This window comes from Catellatospora sp. IY07-71, from assembly GCF_018326265.1.
Taxonomy (GTDB): Bacteria; Actinomycetota; Actinomycetes; order Mycobacteriales; family Micromonosporaceae; genus Catellatospora.
In genome coordinates this window covers 7,056,418-7,069,928 of record NZ_AP023360.1, presented here as the reverse complement: position 1 = coordinate 7,069,928, position 13,511 = coordinate 7,056,418, and the positions used below count along the sequence as shown (strand labels likewise).

Annotated in this window: 12 protein-coding genes; 9 read left to right on the top strand and 3 right to left on the bottom strand. The window is 72.5% G+C overall.

Annotated features, from left to right (window positions below; translation table 11 throughout):
* Nucleotides 1-24: 24 nt before the first annotated feature.
* From CS0771_RS31425 to CS0771_RS31405, 5 genes are read left to right on the top strand one after another with little or no spacing between them, the layout of a single operon-like run.
* Nucleotides 25-1,767: an acyclic terpene utilization AtuA family protein gene (locus CS0771_RS31425; RefSeq protein ID WP_212844377.1), complete on the top strand. Its 1,743-nt coding sequence runs from the start codon at nucleotides 25-27 to the stop codon at nucleotides 1,765-1,767.
* Complete coding sequence (locus CS0771_RS31420) at nucleotides 1,764-3,359, top strand: acyl-CoA carboxylase subunit beta (RefSeq protein ID WP_212844376.1); 1,596 nt, start codon at nucleotides 1,764-1,766, stop codon at nucleotides 3,357-3,359. Before CS0771_RS31425 ends, CS0771_RS31420 begins: the two co-directional genes overlap by 4 nt.
* 4 nt (nucleotides 3,360-3,363) lie before the next feature.
* Nucleotides 3,364-5,508, top strand: coding sequence for a biotin carboxylase N-terminal domain-containing protein (locus CS0771_RS31415; protein ID WP_212844375.1), 2,145 nt, complete (start codon nucleotides 3,364-3,366; stop codon nucleotides 5,506-5,508).
* The gene (locus CS0771_RS31410; protein WP_212844374.1) at nucleotides 5,505-6,662 is read left to right on the top strand and encodes an acyl-CoA dehydrogenase family protein; all 1,158 of its coding nucleotides are present in this window, start codon (nucleotides 5,505-5,507) and stop codon (nucleotides 6,660-6,662) included. The genes CS0771_RS31415 and CS0771_RS31410 overlap by 4 nt, the downstream gene beginning before the upstream one ends.
* Nucleotides 6,663-6,682: 20 nt before the next feature.
* Nucleotides 6,683-7,294, top strand: coding sequence for a TetR/AcrR family transcriptional regulator (locus tag CS0771_RS31405; protein WP_212844373.1), 612 nt, complete (start codon nucleotides 6,683-6,685; stop codon nucleotides 7,292-7,294).
* A gap of 16 nt (nucleotides 7,295-7,310) precedes the next feature.
* Here the strand turns inward: CS0771_RS31405 and CS0771_RS31400 are convergent, their stop codons facing one another.
* Nucleotides 7,311-7,823 (bottom strand): hypothetical protein, encoded by a 513-nt coding sequence (locus CS0771_RS31400; protein WP_212844372.1) that lies wholly within the window; start codon nucleotides 7,821-7,823, stop codon nucleotides 7,311-7,313.
* A gap of 125 nt (nucleotides 7,824-7,948) precedes the next feature.
* On the opposite strand from CS0771_RS31400, the gene CS0771_RS31395 reads away from it, so the two are divergent.
* Complete coding sequence (locus CS0771_RS31395) at nucleotides 7,949-8,947, top strand: hypothetical protein (RefSeq protein WP_212844371.1); 999 nt, start codon at nucleotides 7,949-7,951, stop codon at nucleotides 8,945-8,947.
* 78 nt (nucleotides 8,948-9,025) lie between these two features.
* On the opposite strand, the gene CS0771_RS31390 is transcribed toward CS0771_RS31395, so the two are convergent.
* On the bottom strand, nucleotides 9,026-9,619 hold the full coding sequence (locus CS0771_RS31390; protein ID WP_212844370.1) for a hypothetical protein: 594 nt from the start codon (nucleotides 9,617-9,619) through the stop codon (nucleotides 9,026-9,028).
* 85 nt (nucleotides 9,620-9,704) lie between these two features.
* Here CS0771_RS31390 and CS0771_RS31385 point away from each other — a divergent pair, with 85 nt between their 5' ends.
* Nucleotides 9,705-9,992 (top strand): hypothetical protein, encoded by a 288-nt coding sequence (locus tag CS0771_RS31385; RefSeq protein WP_212844369.1) that lies wholly within the window; start codon nucleotides 9,705-9,707, stop codon nucleotides 9,990-9,992.
* The gene (locus CS0771_RS31380) at nucleotides 9,989-10,423 is read left to right on the top strand and encodes a hypothetical protein (RefSeq protein WP_212844368.1); all 435 of its coding nucleotides are present in this window, start codon (nucleotides 9,989-9,991) and stop codon (nucleotides 10,421-10,423) included. The genes CS0771_RS31385 and CS0771_RS31380 overlap by 4 nt, the downstream gene beginning before the upstream one ends.
* A 12-nt stretch (nucleotides 10,424-10,435) precedes the next feature.
* Here the strand turns inward: CS0771_RS31380 and CS0771_RS31375 are convergent, their stop codons facing one another.
* Nucleotides 10,436-11,197 (bottom strand): carboxylesterase, encoded by a 762-nt coding sequence (locus CS0771_RS31375; RefSeq protein WP_212844367.1) that lies wholly within the window; start codon nucleotides 11,195-11,197, stop codon nucleotides 10,436-10,438.
* Nucleotides 11,198-11,335: 138 nt separating this feature from the next.
* Here CS0771_RS31375 and CS0771_RS31370 point away from each other — a divergent pair, with 138 nt between their 5' ends.
* Complete coding sequence (locus CS0771_RS31370; RefSeq protein ID WP_212844366.1) at nucleotides 11,336-13,501, top strand: catalase; 2,166 nt, start codon at nucleotides 11,336-11,338, stop codon at nucleotides 13,499-13,501.
* The last annotated feature ends 10 nt before the right edge of the window (nucleotides 13,502-13,511 follow it).

Below are 13,511 nucleotides of genomic sequence, written 5' to 3'. Positions count from 1 at the left end.
AGCTGAACACGGCGAGGTGGCGGCATGAGCGAGACGGCCGGCAGCGGGCGCGCGCCGCTGCGGATCGCGAACGTGTCCGGGTTCTACGGTGACCGGCTGTCCGCGATGCGGGAGATGCTCGACGGCGGGCCGGTCGACGTGCTGACCGGCGACTACCTGGCCGAGCTGACCATGCTGATCCTGGCCCGGGACCGGATGAAGGACCCGGCCACCGGATACGCCAAGACGTTCCTGAAGCAGCTGGAGCAGTGCCTCGGCGACGCGCTGGAGCGCGGCGTGAAGATCGTCGCCAACGCGGGCGGGCTGAACCCGGCGGGGCTGGCCGGGGCGGTCGGCGCGCTCGCCGAGCGGCTCGGGCTGCGCCCGCGCATCGCGTACGTGACCGGCGACGACCTGCTCGGGCGCGCCGACGAGCTGGGACTCGGGCAGCCGCTGGCCGCCAACGCGTACCTCGGCGCGTGGGGCATCGCGTACGCGCTGACCGAGGGCGCCGACATCGTGGTCACCGGGCGGGTCACCGACGCGTCGCTGGTCGTCGGACCCGCCGCGGCGCACTTCGGCTGGGCTCGCGACGACTTCGACGCGCTCGCGGGCGCCGTCGTGGCCGGGCACGTCATCGAGTGCGGCGCGCAGGCGACCGGCGGCAACTACGCGTTCTTCACCGAGCACCGGATCGGCCGGCCGGGATTCCCGCTGGCCGAGGTGTACGCCGACGGCACCAGCGTGATCACCAAGCATCCCGGCACGGGCGGGGTGGTGAACCCGGGCACCGTCACCGCCCAGCTGCTGTACGAGGTGGACACCCCGCGCTACCTCGGCCCCGACGTCGTCGCCCGCCTCGACACGGTCACCCTCGCCGAGGACGGCCCGGACCGGGTGCGCATCACGGGGGTACGCGGCGAGGCGCCGCCGGACACGGTGAAGGTCGGCCTGAACGCCCTCGGCGGGTTCCGCAACGACGTCACGTTCGTGCTCACCGGGCTCGACATCGAGGCCAAGGCGGCGCTGGCCTGCGAGCAGCTCACCGCCGGGCTGCGCCGCGCACCGCAGGAGCTGGTCTGGCGGCTGGCCCGCACCGACCACGCCGACGCGCCCGGCCAGGAGGAGGCGAGCGCCCTGCTGCACGCCACCGTGAAGGACCCGGACCCGAGCGTCGTCGGCCGCGCCTTCAGCGGCGCCGCCGTCGAGCTGGCCCTGGCGAGCTATCCCGGCTTCACCATGCTCGCCCCACCCGGCGACGGCACTCCCTTCGGCGTCTTCACCTCGGCGCTGATCCCCGCCGCCCAGGTCCCGCACACCGTCGTCCTGCCGGACGGCACCGAACACCCCGTCGCCCCCACCGTCAGCACGGCCGTGCCTCCCGGCGAGGCCATAGCCGTAAGCAGGGAGCCGTTTGGAAGGGCACCTTCTACTACGGAAAACGATAAGAAGGTGCCCTTCCTTTCGCGGCCGTTGGGGGTGGTGGCCGGGGCGCGGAGTGGGGACAAGGGGGGCACCGCGAACATCGGGGTGTGGGTGCGCGGTGACGCGGCCTACGGGTGGCTGGTGGCGGTGCTGGATGAGAAGGAGCTGGTGCGGCTGCTGCCGGAGGCGGCGGGGCTGACCGTGACCAGGTATCTGCTGCCGAATCTGCGGGCGGTGAACTTCGTGGTGGAGGGGCTGCTCGGGGACGGGGTGTCGGCGGGCACCCGGTTCGATCCGCAGGGCAAGGGGCTGGGCGAGTGGCTGCGGTCCCGGTACGTCGACATTCCCGAGGAGCTGCTGTGATCCTCCGTTCCACGCTGGACACCGGCGCGGCCGCGTACGCCGGCAACCGTGACGCGCTGCTGGCCAAGCTCGCCGCGCTGGACGCCGAGCACGCCAAGGCGCTGGCCGGGGGCGGGCCGAAGTACGTCAAGCGGCATCACGACCGGGGCAAGCTGCTGCCGCGGGAGCGTATCGAGCTGCTGGTGGACCGGGACTCGCCGCTGCTGGAGCTGTCGGCGCTGGCCGCCTTCGGCACCGACTACCCGGTCGGGGCGAGCGTGGTGACCGCGATCGGCGTTGTCGAGCAGACCGAGTGCATGATCATCGCGAACGACCCGACGGTGCGCGGTGGTGCGTCCAACCCGTACACGCTGCGCAAGACGCTGCGGGCGATGGACATCGCGCGGGAGAACCGGCTGCCGCTGATCAATCTGGTCGAGTCGGGCGGCGCGGACCTGCAGAGCCAGAAGGACATCTTCATCCCCGGCGGGCGGCTGTTCCGCGACCTGACCAGGCTCAGCGCGGCGGGCATCCCCACGGTCACACTGGTGTTCGGCAACTCGACGGCCGGTGGGGCGTACGTGCCGGGCATGAGCGACCACGTCGTGATGATCAAGGAGCGGTCGCAGGTGTTCCTGGCCGGCCCGCCGCTGGTCAAGATGGCCACCGGCGAGGACGCCGACGAGGAGTCGCTGGGCGGCGCGGCCATGCACGCCCGCGTCTCGGGCCTGGCCGACTACCTCGCCGACGACGAGGTGCAGGCCATCGGCATGGGGCGGCGCGTCGTCGCGTCGCTGCGCTGGCGCAAGCTCGGCGCGGTCCCCTCGGCGCACCCCGACGAGCCGCTGTTCGACGCCGAGGAGCTGCTCGGCATCGTGCCGCCGGACCTGCGCGTGCCGTTCGACCCGCGCGAGGTGATCGCCCGCGTCGTCGACGGCTCCCGCTTCGACGAGTTCAAGCCGGAGTACGGCGCCAGCCTGGCCACGGGGTGGGCGAGCGTGCACGGGTTCCCGGTCGGCATCCTGGCCAACGCGCGCGGGGTGCTGTTCAGCGCCGAGTCGCAGAAGGCGGCGCAGTTCATCCAGCTCGCCAACCAGACCCGCACCCCGCTGGTGTTCCTGCACAACACGACCGGCTACATGGTCGGCAAGGACTACGAGCAGGGCGGCATCATCAAGCACGGCGCGATGATGATCAACGCGGTGTCCAACAGCACCGTGCCGCACATCTCCGTCCTGATCGGAGCGTCCTACGGCGCCGGGCACTACGGCATGTGCGGGCGGGCGTACGATCCGCGCTTCCTGTTCGCGTGGCCGTCGGCGAAGTCGGCGGTGATGGGCGGGGCGCAGCTCGCGGGCGTGCTGTCGATCGTGGCGCGGCAGTCCGCGGCGGCGGCCGGGCGGCCCTACGACGAGGACGCCGACACGGTCGTGCGGACCATGGTGGAGAACCAGATCGAGGCCGAGTCGCTGCCCATGGTGCTGTCCGGCCTCGGCTACGACGACGGCGTCATCGACCCCCGCGACACCCGCACCGTGCTGGGCATGTGCCTGTCGGCGGTGCAGTCCGCTCCCGACCCGGGCCCGGGTCCCTACGGCGTCTTCCGGATGTGACGACATGATCTCCAGACTGCTGGTCGCCAACCGTGGTGAGATCGCCCGCCGGGTCTTCCGGACCTGCCGCGAGCGCGGCATCACCACCGTCGCCGTCTACTCCGACGCCGACGCCCGCGCGCTGCACGCCCGCGAGGCCGACATCGCGGTACGCCTGCCCGGCGTCACCGCAGCCGAGACGTACCTGCGCGCCGACCTGATCATCGAGGCGGCGCGGGCGGCGGGGGCCGACGCGGTCCACCCCGGCTACGGCTTCCTGTCCGAGAACGCCGCGTTCGCGCAGGCCGTGCTCGACGCCGGGCTGACCTGGGTCGGGCCGACGCCGGAGGCCGTCGACGCGATGGGCTCGAAGATCGCGTCGAAGAAGCTGATGGCCGCCGCGGGCGTGCCCGTGCTGCCCGAACTCGACCCGGCCGCGGTCACCGAGGCCGACCTCCCGGTGCTGATCAAGGCGTCGGCGGGCGGCGGCGGCCGGGGCATGCGGGTGGTACGCACCCTCGCCGAGCTGCCCGGCCAGGTCGAGGCCGCCCGCGCCGAGGCGGCGACCGCGTTCGGCGACCCGACGGTGTTCTGCGAGCCCTATCTGGCCACCGGCCGGCACATCGAGGTGCAGGTCATGGCCGACACGGACGGCACCGTGTGGGCGCTGGGGGAGCGCGAGTGCTCCATCCAGCGCCGTCACCAGAAGGTCGTCGAGGAGGCCCCGTCCCCGCTGGTCGACGCCGCGATGCGGGAACGCCTGCAGCAGGCGGCCACCGCGGCCGCGGCCGCGATCGGATACGTCGGCGCGGGCACCGTCGAGTTTCTGGCGAGCGCCGACGGCGCGTTCCACTTCCTGGAGATGAACACCCGCCTCCAGGTCGAGCACCCCGTCACCGAGCTGGTCACCGGCCTGGACCTCGTCGCCCTCCAGCTCGACGTCGCCGAGGGCGCCGCCCTCCCACCCACCCCGCCCACCATGACCGGCCACGCCATCGAGGTCCGCCTCTACGCCGAGGACCCCGCCCACACCTGGCGCCCCCAGACCGGCCCCCTGCACACCTTCACCCTCCCCACCACCACCACCGAGTTCGGCCACCCCGCCCCGGCGGCGTCGCCGGCCCCCGGTTTCAGGGAAACTGCAGGAACTCGGGTCGGCTCGGGTGCAGTTTCCCCGAAACTGCAGGGCGCCTCCGCGGGGTTGGCGGCGAGCGCGGCCGGCGGGCCGGGCTTGACCAGCGGGTCGAGTGTGGCCCACGCGGCGGGCGCGGGCGGCGCGACCGGCGTGGTGGTGCGGGTGGACAGCGGCGTGACCTCCGGGGACGTCGTGACGCCGCATTACGACCCGATGCTCGCCAAGGTGATCGTCTGGGCGCCGACGAGGGCGCAGGCCGCGCGGGCACTCGCGTCGGCGCTGGCCGGGGCACGGGTGCATGGGCTGGTCACGAACCGGGACCTGCTGGTCAACGTGCTGCGGCACCCGGCGTTCCTGGCGGGGGAGACCGACACCGCGTTCTTCGACCGGCACGGGCTGGACGAGCTGGCCAAGCCGCTGGCCGACGAGGACGCGCAGCGGCTGTCCGCCGTCGCGGCCGCGCTGGCCGCCGCTGCCGCCGAGCGCGCGAACGCGACCGTGGGCTCGGGGCTGCCCACGGCCTGGCGCAACGTCGCCTCCGCCGCGCAGATCCGGTCCTACCAGGCACCGTGTGGGCGGATCGACGTCGCCTACCGGGGCGGGCGTGGTGGCGTACACCTGGATGACGGTCTGACCGCCGGAGACGTCAGCCCGACGCGGGTCCAGCTGTCGCGGGGGCCGGTCCGGTATGCCTTCGACGTCGCCGCGTTCGACGGGCTGGTCTGCGTGGACTCGGTGCTCGGGCCGGTCGCGCTGCGGCCGGTCGAGCGCTTCCCCGAGCCGGAGGCGCAGGTGGCGACCGGGTCGCTGCTCGCGCCGCTGCCCGGGGCGGTCATTCGCGTCGCCGTCGCCGAGGGCGACCAGGTCACTGCCGGCCAGCCGCTGCTGTGGCTGGAGGCCATGAAGATGCAGCACGAGATCACCGCCCCGACCGACGGCGTCGTCACCAGCCTGCCCGTGACCACCGGCCGCCAGGTCGAGGTCGGCGCGGTGCTCGCCGTCGTCACCCCGACGACCCCGGAGGCATCCGAGTGAACCCGCTGGAGAGCGACGAGCGCCGCGCGCTGCGCCGTGCCGTGTCCGACCTGGCCGGCAAGTACGGCCACGAGTACTACCTGCGCACCGCGCGCAGCGGCGAGAAGACCGACGAGCTGTGGCAGGAGGCGGGCCGGCTCGGCTACCTCGGCGTGCACGTGCCGGTCGAGTACGGCGGCGGGGGCGGCGGCATCGGCGACCTGGCCGCGGTCTGCGAGGAGCTGGGCGCGGCGGGCTGCCCGCTGCTGATGATGGTCGTCTCCCCGGCGATCTGCGCCACCGTCATCGCCCGGTTCGGCACGGACGAGCAGAAGCAGCGCTGGCTGCCGGGCCTGGCCGACGGCACCCGCATCTTCGCGTTCGCGATCACCGAGCCGGACGCCGGATCCAACGCGCACAAACTCACCACCACGGCCACCCGCGACGGGGACGGCTGGGTGCTGACCGGCCGCAAGACCTACATCTCGGGCATCGACCAGGCCGAGGCGGTGCTGGTGGTGGGGCGCACCGCCGACGAGCGCACCGGGCGGCTCAAGCCGGTGCTGTTCATCGTGCCGACGGACGCGCCCGGGTTCACCGCGACGCAGATCCCGACGGAGCTGGTCGCGCCGGAGAAGCAGTACAACCTGTTCTTCGACGAGGTGCGGCTGCCCGGCGACGCCCTGGTCGGCGACCCCGACGCGGGGCTGCTGCAGCTGTTCGCCGGGCTTAACCCCGAGCGCATCATGGCGTCGGCGTTCGCGCTGGGCATCGCCCGCTACGCGCTGTCGCGCGCGGTCGACTACGCCAAGACGCGCACCGTCTGGGGGCCGCCGATCGGCGCGCACCAGGCGATCAGCCACCCGCTCGCGGCCGGCCACATCGAGGTCGAGCTGGCCCGGCTGATGACCCGCGAGGCTGCGTACCTCTACGACAGCGGCGACGACCAGGCCGCCGGCGAGGCGGCGAACATGGCGAAGTACGCGGCCGGCGAGGCCACGGTCAAGGCCGTGGACCAGGCCATCCAGACGCACGGCGGCAACGGCCTGGCCACCGAGTACGGCCTGGCCACGCTGCTGGTCGCGTCGCGGCTGGGCCGGATCGCGCCGGTCAGCCGCGAGATGATCCTCAACTTCGTGGCCCAGCACAGCCTGGGCCTGCCGCGGTCCTACTGAGCCCGGGTACCGTGATCGCCGTGCCGACCACCCCCGTACGCGAACCCCGCCAGGACCGCAGCCGTGCCACCCGCCAGCGGCTGCTGGAGGCGTCGGTGCGCTGCATGGCGGAGCTGGGGTGGTCCGGCACGACGGTCGCGGTGGTCGCCGAGCGCGCCGGGGTGTCCCGCGGCGCCGCCCAGCACCACTTCCCGACCCGCGAGGACCTGGTCACCGGCCTCATCGAATACATGACCGAGGTCCGCGCCGCCGAGATCGAGTCGGTCGCCGCCGGGTTGCGCAGCGGCCCGCGCCGCACCGAACAGGTGCTGACCGTGCTGGTCGGTCTCTACCGCGGGCCGGTGTTCCGGGCCGCGCTGCACGTGTGGACCGCCGCCGCGGTCGACGAGGCGCTGCGCGACAAGGTCCGGCCGCTGGAGGCGGAGCTGGGCCGCACCGCGCACCGGATGGCCGTCGAGCTGCTGCGCGTTGACGAGGAGACGCCCGGGGCCCGGGAGACGGTGCAGGCGACCCTGGACCTGGCCCGCGGCCTCGGTCTGGGCGAGCTGCTGCGCGACGACACCGCCCGGCGCGCGCGGGTGCTGCGCCAGTGGGCGGCGACCCTGGACACGGTGCTGCCGCCCACGTCCTGACCGCAAGTCCGTCAGGTCACAGCACCTTCGCCACGTAGACCGCCGCCCCGGCGATCACGGCCGCGGCGGTGAACAGCCCCACGAGTGGCGCCGCCGCGCTGCTGGGCGGGTCGGGCTCGACCGGCCCGTCCCGGGCCTCGCCGAAGGGCTCGACCGAGGCGTCCCACCCGTTCCAGCCCTGCTGCGTGATCCCGCCGTCGGTGTAGGTGTAGGACCAATGGGAGCCGTCCTCGCCGTCGAAGTGGACGGTCCCTTCGCGCACGAACGGCGCGATGGCCACGTAGAACGCGGTGGCCGAGTCGGACCACTTCGGATCGCCTTCCTCGTCGAAGGCGAACTCGATCCAGTCGCCGTCGCGGGTGAGCGCGCCGGCCGCCGCCCACACGATGTCCGCCAGGGTCGGGTCGGCCGTCTCCGGCTCCAGCGGGCGGCCGCGCGCCGCCCAGGCCGCCAGCACGGCGGCCACCGCCGCGCCGTCCGCCGGCTCCGGCAGGTGCAGGCGCCCTGAGGGCCACACGGCGTATCCCACGGCGCAAGGCTAGTCCGCGCCCCCGACAAAAGTGAGGATCTGGTCCCCGCACGCGATCTTCACGGCATTTGTCCGCATGATGACTGAGCGTGGCGGCCAGCGCCGACCGCTGCTCTCATGACCCTATGACCGACGCTGACCAGCACATCAGTGCAGAGAACCTGGCGGAGCTAGGCTCCTACCAGCTGGAGGTCGCCCGTCTGGCGAGCCTCGACCACGCCCTGGGCGACGCCCCGGGGCTGCACCGCCACGCGCTGTTCGCCGGCGCCGAGCCGCGCGCCTACGCCGACGAGCTGCTGGGACGGCGCGAGGAGCGGCTGTCCGCCCTGGACGGCTACCGGACCAGGGACCTGTCGGGGCTGCCGCTCGGGCCGTCGTGGCGGGAGCGGGACCTCGACGGCATTCTCGACCAGCTCGCCGGTGACTGGCACCAGGTGCGGGTGCCGCGAATGGTGCTCGTGGACACCCACCTGCCCAACGCGGAGACCACGGACGGCTTCCTGCGGCCGCGCCCGTACCCAGGGGGCGTCGGTCTCGACAGCGTGCACGACCTCGACCCGGCGGCGCCGGTCGCGCCGCTGGCGCAGCGGGACGGCCGCGGGCCGCTGGACGAGGAGCACTGGTGGTACACGTGGCAGTGGACCAACGTCTTCGAGCCGGCGCCCGCCGACGGATTCCTGTCCTACCGGTTCGAGGTCGGCGCACATCTCTCGCCGTACGACGTGTCGGCGCTGTCCGGCGGGCTCTACGCCTGGATCAGGGTCGCGAGTGCGAGCGACCAGGATGACCTGCTCGGCCAATGGCGGGAGAGCAAGCCCTGGCCCGTCGACGTCGCGCTGCCCCGCAACACGCACGCGCTGCACACCGGGCGGGAGTCGGCGATCTCCGGCTGGATCCCGGTGCGGCAGGGGCAGCGGGCCAAGCTCAGCCTGCTCGCCGGCGTGATCGTCGCGCTGGCGGGCGGACGGCTGTTGCTGATCTCCCACGCCGCCGGCATCACGACCCACCCGGTCGGCTACTCGGGTATCGCGGGTCTGGGGCGCATCGAGTACCGGTTCGACTCCATGCTGCTCGGCAAGCTGCTCGACGACGAGCTGGACCTGCGTACCAAGCGTTTCCCGTGACGCGCGCGGGCGCTTCATGATCAAGGTCCCGCCGTGCTGCCGGAACCGGTCGTCGGGACCTCGATCGTCTCGTGGCCGTCAGCCGGCAGGCTGCGGCTCCTCGTCGCGCGGCGGGGCGGGTTGCTTCGGCCGGTCCGCCAGGCCGAGTGCGGCGGGGTAGGTCGCGAAGCGGCCCAGCTTCAGCCTGCGGACGGCGGTGTCCCACGGGTTGTGGGTGGCGGTGTGGACGAGATGCTCGAAGTGGGACAGGTAGGTCTCGCCGCGGCGGGCGCGCTCGGCCAGGATGTAGGGCTCCAGCGCGCGCCACGCCTGCCGGGAACGGTAACTGATCGTGCTCATCAGCAGCCTCGGGTCGACCGCGGCGAAGGCGAGCATCTGGCCGAGACCGTTGTAGTACAGCGCCACGCGGCTGACCAGGCGCCGTGTTTCCAGCGGCAGGTCGCTGACGCTGACATCGGGCTCGGGATACGCCGCGGCCAGGTGGTTGATGACGTAATCCTCCGCCTCCTGGAACTCATCGCTTGAGCGGACGCGGGTCAGCAACTCGATCGCGACGATCGTGTGGTTCGCCGTCTGCGCCGAGCGCAGCTGGCGTACCGCGAACAAGGCGGTCACCACGACGGCGACCATCGAGATGAAGGCGGCCACGACATCGACCAGGTCGGAGATCACGCGCCTGAGCGTACGCAGCGTGAGCAACACGTCGCCCGGGGCAGCCGCCTAGCCCTAACAGAGAATGACGCGTATTCTATTGGGCATGGCCGAGAACCGGACGAAGAGCTTCTACCTGCCGCCCGACGTGCTGGAATACCTCGCCTCCAGCGCGAACGCCTCCGCGACCGTCACCAGGCTGGTCCGGCGCGAGCGGCTGCGCGAGCAGGAGGCCTCGGCCTACGAGCGCATCCACGGCCACCCGGTGTCCGACCGTGCCCGCGAACGCGCGAAGCGGTGGTCCCGCGAGCAGCTCGCCGCCGCCGCCCGGCACGCCGACGAGCACCGGGACACGACCGATGAGCTGCGCCGCCTGATGGGCTGGGCCGAGTGAGCGACGACCCGGCCGACGGGCAGCCGCCGATCCGGCTGATCCTGGACGCCTCCGCGATCAGCGCGTTCGGCGGGAACGAGACGGTCGGGCAGATCATCGGCGACATCCAGGACGAGGACGAGTGCTTCGCCGTGCCGACCGCCTGCCTGGCCGAGGCGCTGGCGCAGGGCGCCGACCCGGCTCTCGTCCAGCTGCTGCAGTCGCATGCCGGCTGCGTGACCGTCACCTCGACCGAGGACTGGGTGTCCCTCGGCCGTTTCCTCGAGCTGACCCGTCCCGGGCCGCACGCGCTGCACGACGTCACCGATTCGGACGTGACGATGCTCGCCGTGCGCGCGGACGCGTACGTCCTCACCGAGGACCCCTCGCGCTACACCCGGATCTACGGCGGTGTGCCGGCGATCCTGCTGGAGAAACCCTGGACCGACTGACGGCCGGACGGCTCAGCGGGCCTCGGCCTGCTCGCCGACCTGCCTGATGAACTCCACGCTGCCGGTGAAGATCCGTTCCGCGTCGTAGTCGAGGGTCGCCACGTGGTAGCTGTCGGCCAGCACGATCTCGGCGACGTCGGTGCTGTTCACCTCGCGCAGGATGATCGCGCTGTTCTCCGGCTCGACCACGTGGTCCTGCGTGCTGTGGAACAGCCGCAGCGGCTGGTCCACCTTCGGCAGGTCGGCCCGGACCAGGCGCAGGAAGCTGCGCAGCGACGCCGCCGCGCGCAGCGGGGTGCGCTCGTACGCCCCCTCCTGCACGCCCGGCATCGCGATGTCGTTGCCGATGGCCGGCATCGAGGCCACGAAGCGCGACACCACCGGCAGCAGCCGGGTCTGCGCCTGCAGCATCGCCACGATCGGGTTGACCAGCACGATGCCGGAGATCGCGGAGCCGTGCTGCTCGGCCAGGCGCAGCGTCAGCGCCCCGCCCATGGACAGGCCCACCACGAACACGCGCTCGCAGCGCTCGCGCAGCTCGGCGAAGGCGGCGTCGACGCAGCCGTACCAGTCCTGCCAGGTGGTGGTGTTCGCCTCCTGCCAGGTGGTGCCGTGGCCGGGCAGCAGCGGCAGCCGCACCGTCCAGCCCTGCTCGACCAGGTGCTGCGCCCACGGGCGCATGCTGCGCGGCGAACCGGTGAAACCGTGGCAGACGAGCACGCCGATCTCGGCGGAGCCGTCATGCGACAAGGGGTCGTGCTGCCCGTCTGACATGCGCAGATCCTGGCAGGAATCCGCCGTCCCGCCAAGGGCCAGGTGTTTGGCCTGGCCAGGGTGGGTACGACGGGCGGGGCGGCGGCCCAGCGCGGTGCCGCTCCCCAGGCCACGTGCGCACAGCGGGGGAGAGACATCATGAGCACCGACGAGGAAATCGACATCGAACTGGACGACAAGCAGCTGCAGCTGGACCTGGCCCGGGTCGACAAGACCGGCACGGCGCTGACCACCGACCAGGGCATCGGCGTCGACGACACCGACAACACGCTGCGGGCGGGGCCGCGCGGGCCCAGCCTGCTGGAGGACTTCCACCTGCGCGAGAAGATCATGCGCTTCGACCATGAGCGCATACCCGAGCGGGTGGTGCACGCGCGCGGCTCGGCGGCGCACGGCTACTTCCAGCCGTACGACGCCGCGCTGGCGCAGTACACGGTGGCGCCGTTCCTGACCGACCCGGACACGCGTACGCCGGTGTTCGTGCGGTTCTCCACGGTGCAGGGCTCGCGCGGGTCCACCGACACGCCGCGCGACGTGCGCGGCTTCGCCACCAAGTTCTACACCGAGCAGGGCAACTTCGACCTGGTCGGCAACAACATGCCGGTCTTCTTCATCCAGGACGGGATCAAGTTCCCCGATCTGGTGCACGCGCTCAAGCCCGAGCCGCACCACGAGATGCCGCAGGCGGCCTCCGCGCACGACACGTTCTGGGACTTCGTGACGCTGCAGCCGGAGACCATGCACCACCTGATCTGGCTGATGTCCGACCGGGCCATCCCGCGCAGCTACCGCACCATGCAGGGGTTCGGGGTGCACACGTTCCGGCTGGTCAACGCCGAGGGCCGGTCGACGTTCGTGAAGTTCCACTGGACGCCGGTGGCCGGGACGCACTCGCTGGTGTGGGACGAGGCGCAGAAGATCTCCGGCAAGGACCCCGACTTCAACCGCCGCGACCTGTGGGAGTCCATCGAGGGCGGCGTGTTCCCGGAGTACGAGCTGGGCCTGCAGCTGATCGCCGAGAGCGACGAGTTCGCCTTCGACGACATCGACCTGCTCGACTCCACGAAGATCGTCCCGGAGGAGCGGGTGCCGGTCACGCCCGTGGGGCGCATGGTGCTCGACCGCAACCCGGACAACTTCTTCGCCGAGACCGAGCAGGTCGCGTTCTGCATCGGCAACGTGGTGCCCGGCATCGACTTCACCGACGACCCGCTGCTGCACGCCCGGCTGTTCTCGTACCTGGACACGCAGCTGACCCGGCTCGGCGGGCCGAACTTCCCGCAGATCCCGATCAACCGGCCGGTCGCGCCGGTGCGCAACCACCAGCAGGACGGCTTCCACCAGGACGACATCCCGCTCGGGCAGGCCAACTACCACCCGAACTCGCTGGGCGGCGGCTGCCCGTTCGTGCCCGGCGCGGGCCTGACCGCGCCTGACCAGAACACCTACGTGCACTTCCGCGAGCAGGTCGACGGGCACAAGGGCCGCAAGCGCTCGGAGACCTTCGCCGACCACTACAGCCAGGCGACCCTGTTCTGGAACAGCATGAGCGCCTGGGAGAAGGAGCACATCGCCGCGGCGTACCAGTTCGAGCTGGGCAAGGTCGCGCCGATGCACATCCGCGAGCGCATGGTCGAGCACCTCAACCAGATCGACCACACACTCGCCGTCACCGTCGCCGCCGGCATCGGGGTGGCGGTCCGGGAGCCGGGCCCGCCCAACCACGGCCGCATCTCGCCCGCGCTGAGCCAGACCACCATGCCGGGCAGCACCGGCGTACGCGGCCGCAAGGTCGCGATCCTGGTCGCCGACGGGGTCGACGACATCGGCGTCGCGGCGCTGCGCGAGCGGCTGCTGGCCGAGGAGGCCTTGGTGGACGTGCTGGCCCCGGTCGACGGCGCGGTGACCACCGCCTCCGGCGGCGTGCTGCCGGTGGACAAGGCGATGAACACGGTGGCGTCCGTGCTGTACGACGCGGTCGCGGTCGGCGGCGGTGACGCGGCGGTCGACGTGCTGGTCGCGGACGGGGTCGCGGTGCACTTCGTCGCCGAGGCCTACAAGCACGCCAAGCCGCTGATCGTGCTCGGCGTCGGCGATCGGCTGGTCCAGGCGGCCCGGCTGCCGGTGTACGAGGTCTCCGACCGGACCGGCGACGTGCCCAGCAAGCCGATCGCGGCCGCGCTGGACGGTGTGGTGTTCCTGGCCCCGGACGCGGCACCCGACGCCGCCTTCTTCGCCGAGGTCACCGAGGCGATCATCGCCCACCGCCACTACGACCGCCCGGTCGCCGGCATCGCCGCCTGACCGCCCGCGA

Bases quoted from the DNA above. Each gene is read 5' to 3' on its own strand.
- CS0771_RS31375 (WP_212844367.1), bottom strand. From the start codon at position 11,197: ATGTCAGACGGGCAGCACGACCCCTTGTCGCATGACGGCTCCGCCGAG.
- CS0771_RS31415 (WP_212844375.1), top strand. From the start codon at position 3,364: ATGATCTCCAGACTGCTGGTCGCCAACCGTGGTGAGATCGCCCGCCGG.
- CS0771_RS31385 (WP_212844369.1), top strand. From the start codon at position 9,705: ATGGCCGAGAACCGGACGAAGAGCTTCTACCTGCCGCCCGACGTGCTG.
- CS0771_RS31370 (WP_212844366.1), top strand. From the start codon at position 11,336: ATGAGCACCGACGAGGAAATCGACATCGAACTGGACGACAAGCAGCTG.
- CS0771_RS31395 (WP_212844371.1), top strand. From the start codon at position 7,949: ATGACCGACGCTGACCAGCACATCAGTGCAGAGAACCTGGCGGAGCTA.
- CS0771_RS31425 (WP_212844377.1), top strand. From the start codon at position 25: ATGAGCGAGACGGCCGGCAGCGGGCGCGCGCCGCTGCGGATCGCGAAC.